This is a genomic window from Lacibacter sp. MH-610 (assembly GCF_045780045.1).
Lineage (GTDB): Bacteria > Bacteroidota > Bacteroidia > Chitinophagales > Chitinophagaceae > Lacibacter.
On record NZ_CP116002.1, the window covers coordinates 2,420,656 to 2,437,074 of the forward strand.

At 40.3% G+C, this 16,419-nt stretch carries 14 protein-coding genes; 11 read left to right on the forward strand and 3 right to left on the reverse strand.

Annotation, left to right across the window (positions count from 1 at the left end):
• Window positions 1–52 precede the first annotated feature (52 nt).
• From PDL71_RS11215 to PDL71_RS11260, 10 genes are all read left to right on the forward strand, one after another.
• Window positions 53–1,357 (forward strand): MFS transporter, encoded by a 1,305-nt coding sequence (locus tag PDL71_RS11215; RefSeq protein WP_407521005.1) that lies wholly within the window; start codon window positions 53–55, stop codon window positions 1,355–1,357.
• 2 nt (window positions 1,358–1,359) lie between these two features.
• On the forward strand, window positions 1,360–3,213 hold the full coding sequence (locus PDL71_RS11220; RefSeq protein WP_407521007.1) for an alpha-amylase family glycosyl hydrolase: 1,854 nt from the start codon (window positions 1,360–1,362) through the stop codon (window positions 3,211–3,213).
• Window positions 3,214–3,342: 129 nt separating this feature from the next.
• On the forward strand, window positions 3,343–5,346 hold the full coding sequence (gene glgB, locus PDL71_RS11225; protein WP_407521009.1) for a 1,4-alpha-glucan branching protein GlgB: 2,004 nt from the start codon (window positions 3,343–3,345) through the stop codon (window positions 5,344–5,346).
• Between the two features lie 84 nt (window positions 5,347–5,430).
• Window positions 5,431–6,459 (forward strand): tetratricopeptide repeat protein, encoded by a 1,029-nt coding sequence (locus PDL71_RS11230; RefSeq protein WP_407521011.1) that lies wholly within the window; start codon window positions 5,431–5,433, stop codon window positions 6,457–6,459.
• Window positions 6,460–6,632: 173 nt separating this feature from the next.
• A complete protein-coding gene (locus PDL71_RS11235; protein WP_407521013.1) occupies window positions 6,633–7,136 on the forward strand; it encodes an RNA polymerase sigma factor in 504 nt (167 codons plus the stop codon).
• Window positions 7,133–8,572, forward strand: coding sequence for a hypothetical protein (locus PDL71_RS11240; protein WP_407521015.1), 1,440 nt, complete (start codon window positions 7,133–7,135; stop codon window positions 8,570–8,572). The genes PDL71_RS11235 and PDL71_RS11240 overlap by 4 nt, the downstream gene beginning before the upstream one ends.
• A gap of 65 nt (window positions 8,573–8,637) precedes the next feature.
• Window positions 8,638–9,606 carry a hypothetical protein gene (locus tag PDL71_RS11245; protein ID WP_407521017.1) on the forward strand — a complete coding sequence of 323 codons (969 nt, stop codon included), beginning with the start codon at window positions 8,638–8,640 and terminating at the stop codon, window positions 9,604–9,606.
• 116 nt (window positions 9,607–9,722) lie between these two features.
• A complete protein-coding gene (locus PDL71_RS11250; RefSeq protein WP_407521019.1) occupies window positions 9,723–10,568 on the forward strand; it encodes a type 1 glutamine amidotransferase in 846 nt (281 codons plus the stop codon).
• Window positions 10,569–10,623: 55 nt separating this feature from the next.
• Window positions 10,624–11,817, forward strand: coding sequence for a hypothetical protein (locus tag PDL71_RS11255; protein ID WP_407521021.1), 1,194 nt, complete (start codon window positions 10,624–10,626; stop codon window positions 11,815–11,817).
• A 9-nt stretch (window positions 11,818–11,826) separates the two neighbouring features.
• Window positions 11,827–12,729, forward strand: a complete 903-nt coding sequence (locus PDL71_RS11260) for a hypothetical protein (protein ID WP_407521023.1) — start codon at window positions 11,827–11,829, stop codon at window positions 12,727–12,729.
• A gap of 46 nt (window positions 12,730–12,775) precedes the next feature.
• Here PDL71_RS11260 and PDL71_RS11265 read toward each other — a convergent pair whose 3' ends face one another.
• The 3 genes from PDL71_RS11265 to PDL71_RS11275 are packed head-to-tail and all read right to left on the reverse strand — an operon-like array spanning window position 12,776 to window position 15,478.
• Entirely contained in the window at window positions 12,776–13,888 is a 1,113-nt protein-coding gene (locus PDL71_RS11265; RefSeq protein ID WP_407521025.1) for a carboxylate-amine ligase, read from the reverse strand.
• A 9-nt stretch (window positions 13,889–13,897) separates the two neighbouring features.
• Entirely contained in the window at window positions 13,898–14,515 is a 618-nt protein-coding gene (locus PDL71_RS11270) for a Uma2 family endonuclease (RefSeq protein WP_407521027.1), read from the reverse strand.
• Between the two features lie 9 nt (window positions 14,516–14,524).
• Window positions 14,525–15,478 carry a RimK family alpha-L-glutamate ligase gene (locus tag PDL71_RS11275; RefSeq protein ID WP_407521029.1) on the reverse strand — a complete coding sequence of 318 codons (954 nt, stop codon included), beginning with the start codon at window positions 15,476–15,478 and terminating at the stop codon, window positions 14,525–14,527.
• A gap of 130 nt (window positions 15,479–15,608) precedes the next feature.
• On the opposite strand from PDL71_RS11275, the gene PDL71_RS11280 reads away from it, so the two are divergent.
• Window positions 15,609–16,418: an alpha/beta hydrolase gene (locus PDL71_RS11280; protein WP_407521031.1), complete on the forward strand. Its 810-nt coding sequence runs from the start codon at window positions 15,609–15,611 to the stop codon at window positions 16,416–16,418.
• The last annotated feature ends 1 nt before the right edge of the window (window position 16,419 follow it).

Here is a 16,419-nt window from a genome sequence, read left to right on the forward strand (position 1 = left end):
ATCTGCAGGGCTTGTACCTAAACCACATTTATCTTTCTGGCAAATCTTTAATATGAGTTTCGGCTTTCTCGGAATTCAGTTTGGATTTGCATTACAAAACGGAAACGCATCACGCATTTTACGAACTTTTGGTGCAGATGTTGAACATCTGTCCTGGTTCTGGCTGGCAGCACCAGTCGTAGGTATGATTGTTCAGCCCATTGTTGGTCATTACAGCGATCGCACCTGGAATCGTTTAGGAAGAAGAAGACCTTATTTTTTATCAGGTGCAATTCTTTCTTCCATTGCATTGTGTTTAATGCCCAATGCATCATTGTTTACTGCCATTGCACCTGCCTTATTCATTGGTGCAGGTATGTTAATGATCATGGATGCCTGCTTTAATCTCGCAATGGAACCGTTCCGTGCATTGGTAGCAGATAACCTTCCTGATTCACAACGTACCACCGGATTTTCAATTCAAACATTTTTAATTGGTGTGGGAGCCATTGTTGGTTCAGCATTTCCATGGATACTTACCAACTGGTTTGGTATTTCTAATAAAGCTGATGAAGGTGTTGTGGCAGATAATGTGAAGTGGGCTTTTTACCTGGGAGCATTGGTTTTTATCATTGCCATTTTAATTACTGTTTTTAAAACAAAAGAATATCCGCCCGATGAGTATGAGAAGTATCATGGTAAAAATGAAGATCATGGTGCCGGTTTAAGCAGCATCTTTAAAGACTTTGCCAATATGCCCAAAACCATGAAGCAGCTGGGGCTCGTACAATTCTTCAGCTGGTTTGCTTTGTTTGGAATGTGGGTGTTTACCAATGATGCAGTGGCTACGCATACTTATGGCTTATCCATTGACGATAAAAGTTCAGATGCTTACCGTGAAGCCGGTGACTGGGTAGGAATTTTATTCAGTGTGTACAATTTTGTATCTGCTATCTGGGCTTTGTGTCTTCCGTTTATTGCAGGAAAAATTGGCCGTAAGCGTACTCATTCACTATCGTTAATCTGCGGAGGATTGGGATTGATTTCATTTTATTTCTTTAAAGATCCGCAATTGCTTGTATTATCCATGGTGGGAGTGGGCATTGCATGGGCGAGTATTTTGGCCATGCCTTATGTGATTCTTTCAAGTTCCATTCCTGCAGGTAAGATGGGAATTTACATGGGCATTTTTAATTTCTTTATTACCCTTCCTCAAATCTTAAACGGAATTGTAGGTGGCCCGCTTGTAAAGAATGTTTATAATAATCAACCGATTTATGCCATTGTACTGGCAGGTATATTTATGTTATGTGCTGCGGTGAGTGTGATTTATGTTTATGACCCCGGAGCCATCAAAATCAAAGAAGAAAAAGTATAATCATGAAAAAATTATTGATTACGTTCAAGTTACTATGCCTTGCAGTAACTTTTTCATCTGCACAAATCATGTACAATACCTATCCGGCTAACTGGTGGATTGGTATGAAGTATAATAAAATTCAATTGATGATCCGTGGAGAAGGAGTGGGCAACCATACAGGATTTACTACTACTTATCCGGGTGTAACAATTTCCAAAGTAAACAGGTTTGCTAATAAAAATTATGTGATCCTCGATATGACTATTGCACCCACTGCAAAACCGGGCACTATTGGCATCCGTACACGTAAGGGAAATGATCCTGTCAATTTTGAATTTAACATCAGTAGCAGAAGACCGGGCCGTGGTACCGAGTTTGCACAAGGTGTTACATCGGCTGATCTCATGTATCTCATCATGCCGGATCGTTTCAGCAATGGTGATAAAATGAATGATAAAGTTCCTGGCATGCGGGATCAAACGCTCCGTCGTGATACCGTATTCAACCGTCATGGTGGTGATTTAAAAGGCATTCAAAATCATCTCGACTATTTAAAAGACCTCGGCGTTACATCGCTGTGGCTGAATCCTGTTTGGGAAAATGATATGCCCGAACGTACAGAGCATGGTTATGCATTTACAGATCATTATAAAGTTGATCCTCGCCTCGGTGGTTATATGGGTTTAAAAAACCTGGTGCAGGCCATGCATCAAAAAGGAATGAAGTATGTGAGTGATGCGGTGTACAATCATGTGGGTATTGAACATGTTTTGTACCGTGATATGCCGGACAGCACCTGGTTCCATCGCTGGCCCACATTTACTCAAACCAATTATAAAGACCAGGCCTTGTTTGATCCCTATGCTTCTATGGTGGATAAGAAACTTATGAGTGATGGTTGGTTTGTGAAATCAATGCCTGATTGGGATCACAGCAATAAATTTGTTCAGAACTTTTTAATACAACACGCCATCTGGAGCGTAGAGGAGTTTGGTATTGATGGTTTTCGTATTGATACCTATGCGTACAATGATCTGGATTTTATGAATCGTTGTAACAAGGCACTGTATGATGAATATCCTAAAATCACCATTTTTGGTGAAACCTGGGTACATGGGGTGATTAACCAGGCTTACTTCTGCGAAAATGTATTTAACATCAAATACAAGAGTAACATGCAGGCGACTACAGATTTTCAAACCTTGTTTTATGGTATTACGCCTGCCTGTAATGAAAAATTCGGATGGACAGAAGGAGTGAATAAACTGTACACCACACTGGCACAGGATGTAGTGTATAAAGATCCTATGCGCCAGGTGATCTTTTTAGATAATCATGATATCAGCCGTTTTTATTCCACCGTAGGAGAAGATACGGCTAAATACAAGATGGCCTTTGCATGGTTGCTCACCTGCAGAGGTATTCCGCAAATGTATTATGGTAATGAAATACTGATGACAGGTGTAACATCGCCCAACGATGGTTATGTGCGTTGGGGTTTCCCCGGCGGATGGGAAGGTGATGCTGCCAATAAGTTTACAGCAGCAGGAAGAACAGAAAAAGAAAATTCTATCTTCAACTACATTAAAACACTCGCCAATTTCCGTTTACAATCAAGCGCTATCAAAACAGGTAAGTTTATGCAATACCTGCCCATAGATGGTGTGTATGTGTATTTCCGTTATGATGGTAAGCAAACGGTAATGTGCATCATGAATACAAATGCAGAACCTAAAACCATTGATCTGGCAAGATTTGAAGAACGAATAAAAGGCTATACTGCAGCGCTGGATGTAGCAGCAGGGCAGGTGTTTAAACTGGAGAAAACAATTACGTTGCTGCCGGTGAGTAATTTGGTATTAGAACTGCGTTAAATAATTGAAATTCTTTAAATCAGGATAAATTCAGAACGAAATTATACCGTTCAGTTAGTTTGATTTAATTCATAGAAAGGCGACAGCAATGTCGCCTTTTTCATTTACTTTTAAACAAATGCATTCCCAATGGCAAAAGCATCGAAAAAGACCGGCTCGTCTGAGGAAGTTTTATCATCAAACTCGACTCTACCTCAACGTTACGAAGACTATCACTTTGTAGATACCTCCAAACCCGTCTGGAATTATTCCCGCTTTGAAGGAGATGATATTGCCAATTTTCAAAACGGCACCAATTACCGTTGCTATGAATTGTTTGGTTCTCATGCCATGAAAGTGCTGGACACGGATGGTTATTACTTTGCAGTGTGGGCACCCAATGCATCCTTTGTTTCAGTGATCGGAAATTTTAATCACTGGAATCCTATAAGTCATCCGTTATATGTTCGCCTTGATAACAGCGGCATCTGGGAAGGGTTTATTCCCAATATTGCCAAAGGTGAATCATATAAATATCATATTCATGGTTATGCCGGCTTGAAATTAGACAAAGGCGATCCCTATGCGCACTTTTGGGAAGTGCGTCCTAAAACAGCGTCCATCACATGGGAGTTGAATTATAACTGGCGGGATGAAGCATGGATGAAAAAACGCAAAGACCATAACAAACTGGATGCGCCATGGAGTGTGTATGAAGTACACCTGGCCAGTTGGATGCGGCCCGACCGAAATAATGAAGAAGTCTACCACAGTTATGATTATTTTGCTGATCGGTTGGTGAACTATGTAAAAGAAATGGGATTTACACATGTAGAACTCATGCCTGTAATGGAACATCCGTTTGATGGCAGTTGGGGTTACCAGGGCACCGGTTACTTTGCACCTACATCCCGTTATGGAAATCCACAACAATTCATGAACCTGGTAGATCGTTTTCATGAAGAAGGAATCGGGGTGATACTGGATTGGGTGCCTTCTCATTTTCCTTATGATGCACATGGCCTGTTTATGTTTGATGGTACGCATACCTATGAGTATGCTGATATGCGCAAGGGGTATCACCCTGACTGGAACAGTTATATTTTCAACTACAAAAGGGGAGAAGTAAAATCATTTCTCATCAGCAGCGCTATGCACTGGTTGAAAAATTTTCATGTTGATGGGTTACGGGTAGATGCAGTTTCATCCATGCTCAAACTCAACTATTCAAGAACTGCCGGGCAATGGGAGCCCAATGAGTTTGGCGGTGATGGCAACCTCGAAGCAATTGCTTTCATAAAAGATTTAAACGAAACTATCTTCCGTGATTTGCCCGATGTGCAAACCATTGCCGAAGAAGCCACAGACTGGCCCGGTGTTTCCAAACCTACTTTTGAAGATGGTCTTGGCTTTGGCATGAAATGGATGATGGGCTGGATGCATGATACATTGAAGTATTTTAAACAGGATCCCTTGTACCGTCAGCACCAACAGGATCAATTCACTTTCAGTATGATGTATTACTATGATGAGAATTTCATGTTACCGCTCAGTCATGATGAAGTAGTACATGGCAAGAGTCCTATGCTGTATAAAATGCCCGGCGATGAATGGCAGAAATTTGCCAACCTGCGTTTGATGTACAGTTATATGTTTACACATCCCGGCGGAAAATTTTTGTTTATGGGTGATGAGTTTGGAGCTACCAGTGAATGGAATTACAAGAGTGAGTTACAATGGGAACTGCTTCAATACGATTCCCACAAAGGCATGCGTGAATGTGTGAAGCAGCTTTGTCACCTCCTCAAATCAGAACCGGCTTTGTATGAAAACCAATTCAACCAATTTGGTTTTGAATGGGTGGATTTAAATCACAGAAGCGAATCAGTGATGGTGTATAAGCGTAAAGGCAAAAAGCCTGAAGATGATGTACTGGTAGTTTTAAACATGACTCCGGTAGTTCGTGAAAACTGGGAAGTGCATGTGCAGGGGAAAGATAAATGGCAGGAATTATTTAACAGTGATGATAAACAATTCTGGGGCTCCGGAAACGTTACTAACCCGGAAGTAAAGGTTACTGTAACAGACAAAGAAGAAAACTGGTATAAGTTGAGTCTGAATTTGCCACCTTTAGGAGCTTTAATCCTCAGATAAACACCTAAAAAGCAAAAAACGGCAGGGTTTTAGCTCGTTGTAATTACAGGAATCTTAATTTTAGATACCAACAGTTCTATATCCATGAAATCCTCATTTTCCATTCTCGTTATTTTAGTCCTGGGTCTTTCAGCAAAGGCACAAAACAGGGACAGTTCTGATTTTTATTTATCAAAAGCAAACCAGGCTGTTCAGGAACGCCGCATTCAGCAGGCGCTCAACCTGTTTGAAAAATCCATTCAGTTTGATTCCACCAATGTTGCTGCCTTGCAGGCCATGGGAGCTTATGCCGTGGAAACACGTAATTACCGCCAGGCCGTTGTAGCCTATACAAAATGGCATCAGTTGGAACCGGATAATGAAGCCACTTTTCAGCAATTAGCACAACTCTATTACAATCTTGGCCGCCATAAGGAAGCACTTTCATTTACGGAGCGTTGGGAATCAAAACATAAAGACCAGCCTTTGCACCAGATAGCAGGTATGTGTCATTACTATCTTGAAAATTATCCTTTCGCCATCAATCGTCTTTTGTACGCCATTGAAAAAGACTCGGCAAATGCCATGTTGTTTTACACGATTGGCCGCAGTTATGTAGAAATGGAGCGCTACAAACAAGCCATTCCTTTTTACAAAAAAGCAGCAACTCTTGATACCACCAATGCCCGTTATGTGTATGAAGCAGGAATGGTGTATTACTCCATTCCTGATGATAAAAACGCCATTGCCATGTTTGAACTGGCGGCACAAAGAGGATGGGTGCAAAACGCTGATTTTTATGAGAACCTGGCATACAGCTATATGAACACCGGCAATTTTATAAAAGCAACGGAGCTCTTGCAAAAGTCGCTGGAAAAAAGGCCTTATAGTGTTGCGGTAACCTATGCCCTGGCAGAAGCTTATTATAAAAGCGGTCAATACCAGGCGGCCATTGACAATTGGGATAAAGTATTGCAGTTAGATACTAAAAGCGCCCGTTCCCTCTACATGATCGGCATGTCCTACCAGAAAATGGGGCAAAAAGAAAAGGGCATGGCGTTATGTGATAAAGCCATTGAAATGGACCCTTCGCTGGGCGGTTTAAAGCAAAAGAAAATGGATATCGGCATGTAATTCAAGTCGGTTTCTATCAAATTATACCAGGCTGCCCCTTAAGGCAGCCTTTTTTACTAAAATAAGACGGCACGGGCAGCGTTAAATAGTTGACCCGAATCTCGTAACCAGAACAATGCTATAATCTGACACTCACAGAACAACAACTGATCCAGGGCTGCATCCGGAATGATGTGCAATGCCAGCGGCTGCTGTTTGAGCGGTTTGCCGGCAAAATGCTTACCGTTTGCCTGAGGTATGCTGTGGATAGCATGGAGGCGGAAGATCTGCTGCAGGAGTCGTTTGTAAAAGTTTACCGCAATCTTTCTCAATTCAAATTTGAAGGCTCTTTTGAAGGATGGATCCGCCGCATAGTGGTGAATACGGCTTTGAAACATTGCCAGAAGAAAAAAATACGGTTTGATGAAATAAAGCCGGATGTAACTGTGCAGCAGGGCAGTAGCCTGGAACCGGCTGCTTATACCCATTTAGGCGAGAATGATTTGCTGAGGCTCATTCATAATATGCCGGAAGGATATAAAATTGTTTTTAACCTGCATGTAATTGAAGGTTACAGTCATGAAGAGATTGCTGAAATGCTTAATATAAAAGACAGTACCAGCCGCTCCCAATTGGTTAAGGCGAGAAGATACCTCCAAAACGAAATTTCTAAACTGCAAAAACCGGTGGCAGTATGACGGATAAATTATTTGATGAATTCATTAAATCCAAACTGGAGCGGTACGACTCCGGGGCACCCATGCATGTATGGGAACGGATGCAAAAAGAAAAAGATGACCGTCGTGGTTTCTTTTTCCTGAATAAACGTTATTGGTTCCTGGCCATTGGCGTATTGCTCATGATCAGCACGGGGGTGATTTTGCTGGAAATAAAATCAAAGCAAATCAATCAAACACTTGTTCAAAAAAATACAATTGCTGATGAGCATAAACTTAAAGTTGTTCCGGTTACAACAACTGATGGATCAGTATCCGATAAAACAGCAACTTCATCCAATCAATCTGTAAATACAACTTCAACTGTAACTGCATCAGCAAATGAAACATTGGTACCTGCCTCATCCACCAAAACAGATTTTGTTTCAACTGACAAAGCAAAAAATAAACTATTCAGCAAATCATCAACAGTACAACCCTTTTATTCGAATAAGCGTTTCAATCAATCAACATCAGTTGCCAATACATCTGCAACATCTAATCAGGCATCAACACCTCAATCAGTGCAGGAGCCATCTTCTGATGCGACCAATACGTTACAGCTTACCGGCAGCAGTTTACGCAATCAAAAAAAACCAATATTAAAGCTTGGTGCTATTGCATTGCCGCAAAACAAACCTTCCTGTCCCACCATTAACGGACCCAGAAGAAGAGATTTATATTTTGAATTCTATATTGCTCCGGATTATAATGTAAGAAGTATCAATGCCTCTAACACATCACCATCGTATTTAGCAGAGCGAAAAAACACTGAAGATTACCGCACCAGTTACAGCGCAGGAGTGCGGCTTGTAAAAAACCTGGGTGAAAAGACCTTGATTAAAACAGGCGTAAATTATAGTCAAATCAACGAACGTTTAAAATTAGTTACTGAAAACTCAAGGCAGTTAACCCAAATCATTACTATCCGAACCGTAGTACGTTCGCCCGGCGATACACTGTTTATCCGTGATACCATGTATTATGAGCAAACAGGTACCCGTTACCGCACTACGTATAACCGTTACCGGTTTATTGATTTGCCGGTTATTTTCTCTTATGAATTCGGCAACCCGGAGCTCATGCATTTTGCCATTAATGCCGGGCCTGTTTTTAATATCACTTCTATGTACAGCGGTGAAGTGCTGGACTCTGCATATAAACCCGTTCGTATTTCAACAGCATCAGGCAGCAATGCCAATCACTGGCGGAGCAATATCGGAATCGGCATGTTTGCCAGTGTAAGTATTTATAAACGATTGAATGATCGTGTTCATTTGTTTGGCGAACCTTATATGCGTTACAACTTTAACCCTGTAACACAATCAACCAATTACGTAAAACAACGCTATATCATAACCGGTATGCAATTAGGTATTCGTTATAATTTATTACCGAAAGGGCAGCGTTACCGTTGATACCGGCATCAAATAGTTACGGAAGTTTCAACACCTGGAAAAACACCTTTTTAAATTGATTACACATGAAAACGTATTTTATAACACTTGGCGTTATTCTGTTTCTCCTGGTTTCCTGCCAGAAGGATACAGACATTTTTATTCCTGATCCGGGACAGCAACTGGATAGTGCATGGGTTAATACTTTAAACAGTAATGCCCAGGTGATACAGTTATCTGAAAAAATTTCCGGGAGCTTTACTGTACAGCAGGTAAGCGCTTCTACTGATACTTCAATCCGTACCTCTGCTGGTTTTGTTATTGAAATTCCAAGAACAGCTTTACTTGCTACAGGTGCTGAATATACAGGAATCGTACGTGCTGAATTTGTATTGGTACAAAAGAAAGGTGATTTTATCCGTTATAATATTCCCACCAGTTCCAATCGCTTTCCTTTGGAATCAGGTGGCGCCTTCTTTGTGAAACTTGTAACATCAACAGGTACTGCTCTTACTGTTAACCCCAATAAAAACATTTACATCAAATACCCTGATGAAGCCCCTAAAACAGGAATGAGTTTGTATTATAACAGCATTGCGCCAACCGTTAACGGCTTATTTAACTGGCTGCCTGCTAATGATGGCTCACAGGTGGGTATATGGTCTTCCAATACGGCGCCGTTTTTAAAAGGTTATGCAGTGTCAACAACAAGAACCGGTTGGTTAAATGTAGATCGTCTTTTGGAACCTACAGCACCAAAAACAGAAGTAAATGTGGTATTGCCCAATCTTTTTTCCAATGCTAATACAGCGGTGTACCTCGTGTTTAAATCATTCCGTTCCGTTGTACAGTTAAGTGGCAACAGCAGCCTGCGTACTTTTTCATTCCCGAATATTCCCGTGAACAGTGACGTAAAAATTGTAACCATTTCAAAAGTGGCCGACAGTTATTACCTCGGTGTAAAAGATGAAAAAGTGATTGCCAATTTCAGCACGTTTGTAAAACCGGAACTTTCAAGTCTTGATAAAATTCATCAATTCCTGTCCGCCCTCTGATGAGTTGAGTTTTGTATAAAGCCTGTTTGCATAAAACAGGCTTTTTTATTACCTATCCACAGTTGTGGAAACTGTAGTAATCTTTCTAACTGTTGTTTTTCGGTACATTTGCGGCTATGAGTTTGGCAAAAAGAAAGCCTGTAAAAGTTGCTGTTCTGGATCTGTACAATGGCGTTGCCAACCAGGGCATGCGATGTATCCGTGAAATTCTTAATCTCTTTGGCGAAGAACATCACATTGACCTGAGTTGGGATGAATTTGATGTGCGTGGTAAAAACGAAATACCTGATCTCAGTTATGATATGTTCATTTCATCAGGTGGGCCGGGCAGTCCGTTTGATGGGGAAGGTCAACTCTGGGAAGAACAATATTTCAACTGGTTGCAACAGGTGCTGGATTGGAATCAAAAAGAAGAAGCGGAACATAAAAAGCATGTATTCTTTATCTGCCACTCGTTCCAGATTGCCTGCCGCTATTTTAATGTAGGTACTGTTTCCAAAAGAAAATCAACTGCCTTTGGAGTATTTCCTGTTCATCTCATGCAAACGCTGGTTACAGAACCTGTATTTGATGGATTGAAAGATCCTTTCTATGCTGTTGACAGCAGGGATTACCAGGTGATACAGCCTGATATTAAAGATTTAACACAAAGAGGCATCCGGCTGCTTTGTATTGAAAAAGATCGCCCACATGTACCTTACGAGCGTGCAATCATGGCCGTTCGTTTTAACGAGTATATGATCGGCACACAGTTTCACCCGGAGGCGGATGCACCCGGTATGAGTATGTACCTGCAAACAGATGAAAAGAAAAAAACAGTGATTGATAACCACGGTTTTGATAAATGGCAAAGCATGATTGAGCACCTGGGCGATCCGGATAAAATTATGTGGACCTATGCACATATACTTCCTAATTTCCTGTTCCGTGCCGTTTTTGCACCAGTGCCTGAAACTGTATAATTCTCCGTTACGTTTCAAAGAAACCATCTATTTTTAGAAAGCAAAACAGCGATCTATGGTTTCCAATCTGCGTACACAGTTTAATGAACAATTTACAGTAGAAAAATACAAGGCATTCCTGGCTGATCTTGACAGTAAGCATCCGGGAGATATTGAATTCAGGGTGAGCGAAACGCCGGTATTTGTTGATAAGGCTTTTAAAGAAAAACTTCTGAATGCCTGTGAAAGTATTGTGGATGTGATTTGCGATCCGGATTTTGAAAAGCTTACGGAGAATGCGATCCCACAAGGCGAAAAAGTGCCGCATGAGTCCGGTATTTCACATATGATTTCGTTTGATTTTGGTGTATGTCTCAACGACCAGGGCGAACTGGAACCACAGCTCATTGAAATGCAGGGCTTCCCCACACTGTATGCCTTCCAGGTATATTATCCTGAAATGCTGGGGCGGCATTTTTCCATTCCATCCAGCTACAGTCATTATCTTAACGGTTATACAAAAGAAACCTATCTGCAAATGCTGCGGGAGTTGATTGTGGGTGATTTGCCGAAAGAACAGGTGATACTGTTGGAAATAAATCCAGATGAACAGAAAACAAGAATTGATTTTCGCTGCACCAAAGATTACACCGGAATTGAAACCGTAAATCTTACTGATTTAATACAGGAAGGCCGTGAATTGTTTTATATCAACAACGGTGTTAAAACAAAAGTAAAACGCATTTATAACCGTATCATTTTTGATGACTTTAAAGCCAACCGTGCTTCCCTTGGAAGTGTTGTGGATATTACTGCTGATCTTGATGTGGAATGGTTACCGCATCCTAACTGGTTTTACCGCATAAGCAAATACACCTTGCCGTACATCAATCATCAGTTTGTACCGCAAACATTTTTCTTAAATGAAGTAAAACAACTGCCCGATGATTTAAGCCGCTATGTATTGAAGCCTTTGTTTTCTTTTGCCGGCCAGGGTGTAAAGATTGATGTAACGAGGGAGGATATTGATGCCATCGAAGATCCTGAAAACTATATATTGCAACGTAAGGTAAATTATGCGGATGTGATTGAAACACCTGATGGACCGGCTAAAGTAGAAATAAGAATGATGTATGTATGGAAGGAAGGAGATAAACGTCCGCATGCTGCTATTAACCTGGCACGTATGAGTAAAGGAAAAATGATTGGTGTACGTTATAATAAAGATAAGGAATGGGTAGGAGGGACGGTGGCGTATTTTGAGAAATAAATAGTAATTATGAAGAAGTCTAGCTTAAACTTTTTGAAAATCCTAAAGACCCTTAATAAAAAAATTAGTTATATAGATTCGATTGCCAAGAAGTCTTCTGAAAGTTTAATTAAAATTGAATCTACCATTAGCGAGAATAAATCTAAAAAAGGGTTATCGCTTTGGTTTCAAAGACTTACAGGTTGGGCTTCTATATTATTAGCAATAGCTGCTGTTTATTTTAGCGCTTGGTCAATAAAATTAACATATGAAAATCGTGATATTGTCACAAAAATTGACAATATGGAAGAACTGCTAAGGAAGCAAGACTTGCAAATAAATGTTCTTACAAAATTAGCCGAGAACTCTGAAAATCAAATAGGTGAATTACAAAATTTAATTAAACAAAATAATCAGTTGGTCTCTTCTGCGCAGTCACAAATTTCAATTTCAAATGAAAATTTGAAGACAAATAATGATTTACTTGGTTTACAAGTTAATGACCAAAACAATTTATTGGTATCCAGTTTTTTTGAAATGATAATGTTATCCAATAATCTAAAAATTTCAAATTTAACCTATCGATATTTTTCAACAAGTGCCGGACCTTCAAATGATACCATGTATAACTTAGTAAATTCATTCTTGCCAATACTTGAAAAGGGCAACTCTAATCGTTATTTACTATATGATTCTTTATGTCAAACCAAATGGAACCTACTTTATCAAACTTGCATAGAATTGAAAAAAAATATAAATATTGTTGAAGGTTATGATAAACCGGGATATACAGGAGATTATCCACCAGATAATTCACAGCTAAATAACTATCGAATCAAAATTTACAATCAAAAAATATTATTCAGAAACCAATATGATGACCTGAAGAAATATTTAGAATCAGCGAAAATAAAAATGCCACTTAAAAAATAAACACCCGGTTACCTTTTCGGAAAAATAATTTGAATACCAATCTTACTCATATCCCCGCTAAAAACTGGCTTCCGATATAATCAACCACGGTTGGTAAATGTTTGGTTTGTTCATATACTTTCAACTGTCGGTCAGCACCGGTGCCCTGCTCCAGCATTTTGGGTATAAAATTGATGGCATAACGACAACCTAACTCATCCACCACATCATCTACAAAGTCAAGCAGCTCATAAATCAAACTACGGGTATTGGTTTCTTCTTCCTTGCCAAAATCAATCAGGTATCCATCAATACCATAACGGCTGGCTCTCCATTTATTTTCATTCACCAATGCACGTTGGTATTGAATAAAGTTCATGTTCTTGTTACGCAGTTTGTACAGCTTGGCGGTAATAGCCTGGAACAATGCCGTAATAGCAATGGTTTCCATTACCGTCATGGGCACATCACAAATACGGAACTCAATGGTGTTGAAGAATGGATGTACTCTTAAATCCCACCAGATCTTCTTGGCATTATCAATACAATTGGTTTTAATCAGCAGTGCTACATAATTATCATAAGCTTCAATACTGTCAAAGTATTCAGGAATGCCGGTGCGTGGAAACTTATCAAACACTTTGGTGCGGAAACTCTTGTAACCGGTTAATCTTCCTTCCCAAAAAGGTGAGTTGGTACTAAGTGCATACACATGCGGCAGAAAATAACGGGCGCTGTTAGCTAAATGAATGGCCATCTTTCTGTCCTGCATACCCACATGTACATGCAACCCAAAAATGAGATTGCTTCTTGCAGCTTCCTGCAGTTCATTTACAAGCTGATTATAACGAACATGATCGGTAATCAACTGATCCTGCCAATGGCTGAAAGGATGTGTACCGCTGGCGCCAACTGCTAATCCAATTTCACCGGCAATACCACTGATAGTGCGGCGGAGTGTTGCAACATCAGCGTAGGCTTCATCAATATTGGCACAAATATCGGTGCCCACTTCCACCACGGCCTGGTGCATTTCAGCTTTTACTTTATCCTTGATTACTTTTTGTCCTTCGGTTACAATGCGTTGCTCATGGCTTTTGAGTTCTCTTGTAGCAGGATCATACACCATGTATTCTTCCTCTACACCCAGTGTAAATTGTTTATAGTTAATAGAGCCCATAATGTGTTTTTAAGTTGAAAAAATATCATTGGTATTAACAGCAAACCCAGGAACCGCAACAGAAGGAATCATATCTCCGCTGCCATACAACCGGGCACCATCGTATTTACCGTCTTTATTCAGAATGAAAACAGCTGCATTTTCCTCCACAGGATTTACAATCCAGTATTCTTTTACGCCTGCTTCTTCATACAACTCATGTTTGATGCGAATTTCTTTTTTTGAATTACCAGGTGAAAGAATCTCCACTACGAGATCAGGAGCACCCATACAACCCTTATCATCTAATTTCTGCTCATCGCAAACAACACAGATATCCGGTTGCACTACAGTGTAGATATTAGTGTCATTTGTTTCAGCTCTTTTAGGAAGACGAACATCAAATGGAGCTACATAAACTTTACAGCTTTTTCCTTTCAGATAATTCTTAAACTGAGTGAATAATTCTCCTGCAACCTCCTGATGCTTTCTGTTAGGAGCGGTCATTTTCATGATCCTTCCTCTTATTAATTCTACCCGTTCTTCAAACTTCCATTTCAGGTAATCAGCATAAGAATATTCTAAGGAAGGATCCGGTTCCTCCACCATACTGTATTCATTCTTATCAGGATCGTATTGCGTAAACATATAAACGGCTTAGTACAACTGCTGTTTATTAGCACCTCTTTTTACATATTCACCCCAGGTTAAATTATCCTGTCCGTCTTTTTGCTCCATCGCCCGTTCTATGGCATAAGTAGCAGCTGCTTCCACCACCCAGTCAAAATTTTCCTGTCCCACACTGGCCAGGTCAGCATCAGGAGCGGGGTTACAGAAATCAATGGCATAAGGAACACCATTGCGTAACGCAAGCTCTACTGTATTAAAATCATAACCGAGGTAGTTGTTGATGCGGAGTACAATGTCAGTCATCATCTGCAGTTTTTCAGCACTGGGTTTAAAGTCGGCTACATAACGCAGATGATGCGGGTTGCGTGGTTCATAACTCATTATTCGAACATACTTGCGGCCGATGCAATAACAACGATAATATTCTTCAAACTGAATTTCTTCCTGCAGCAGCATTACCAGTTGACCCGTTTCCGCATGCTTTTCAAAAAACTCTTCCGCATTACGAAGCTTGTATACATTCTTCCAGCCGCCCCCTGCAAATGGTTTCATATAAGCAGGAAAGCCGATGTAGTTAAACATGCCTTCCCAATCCATTGGGTAAGCAAGGTTGGTGAAGGATTCTTCACCGGTATCATCCGGGCGGTCTTTGGAAGGAAGAATCACGGTTTTAGGAACCGGTACATTGATTTTTGTAGCAAGGCAGTTATTGAAAAACTTATCATCTGCACTCCACCAAAAAGGATTGTTGATTACTGCACATCCGGCAATGGCTTCGTTCTTAAGCATGGCACGGTAATGTGGCACATCCTGCGATATACGGTCCACAATAACAGCATAGCCATTTCCTTCACCCTGTACTACTTTTTCAATGCGTACGGGTTCAGCCATGATGCCATCTATTTTTTTACTGTTAATACGCTCAACAAATGCCAACGGAAAGGAGCGTTCTTTACCATGCAGGATGCCGATTTTTTTCATAACAATACAATTTGAGGAGTGAAGGATGTTATTCTTATTTGCTATAATGTTGCATCAATATAGTGCACATTTTGTAAACCCCGTTCACTCCCTCCAAATTTATTTTGCCCTTTTCCTTATTTTTGAAACTATGCATAAGGAAAAGAGTTTGAGTATTCTGGTGGAAGAAAAAGAACTGGAATCAGAGCACCTGGAAAGGGATGTGAAAATTGATTTTTACCTGCCCACACATGTAAAGCATCCTGAGAACATGAGCCTGCTGTTAATTAATGATGGGCAGGATTTACCTAAAATGCCTTTTGAATCCATCCTGGAAGACCTCTATTACTATCATGAAATAGAACCCTTGCTCTGTGTAGGTATTCATTGCGGACCTGATCGGAAAAATGAATATGGTGTAGCCGCTCAAACCGATTATTTAGGAAGAGGGGCCAAAGCAGAAGCCTACACTCATTTTGTTTTTGAAGAATTACTTCCGTTTATCAGGAAAAAATATCATGTACCTCATTTTAAGGAAAAAGCATTTGCCGGTTTTTCGTTAGGCGGATTAATGGCATTGGATATAGTTTGGAATCATCCGCATGAGTTCACCAAGGTGGGTGTATTTTCCGGTTCGTTATGGTGGCGTCAAAAAGCGTATGAAGATGGGTATACGGATGAAGCCGACCGGATCATGCACAATCAAATCCGGAATACAAAAACGATTGCTCCCTGGTTAGAGTTTTTTATACAAACTGGAGCGTTGGATGAAAAGAAAGACCGTAACAACAATGGCATTATTGATTCCATTGATGATGCGCTGGATCTTATTAAAGAATTAAAAGCAAAAGGATATAATGACGATGCCATTGAATATCTTGAACTGGCAGATGGGAAGCATGATGTGCCTACATGGGCTAAGGCTTTTCCTGATTTTTTGAAATGGGGATGGGGAGAGTAGA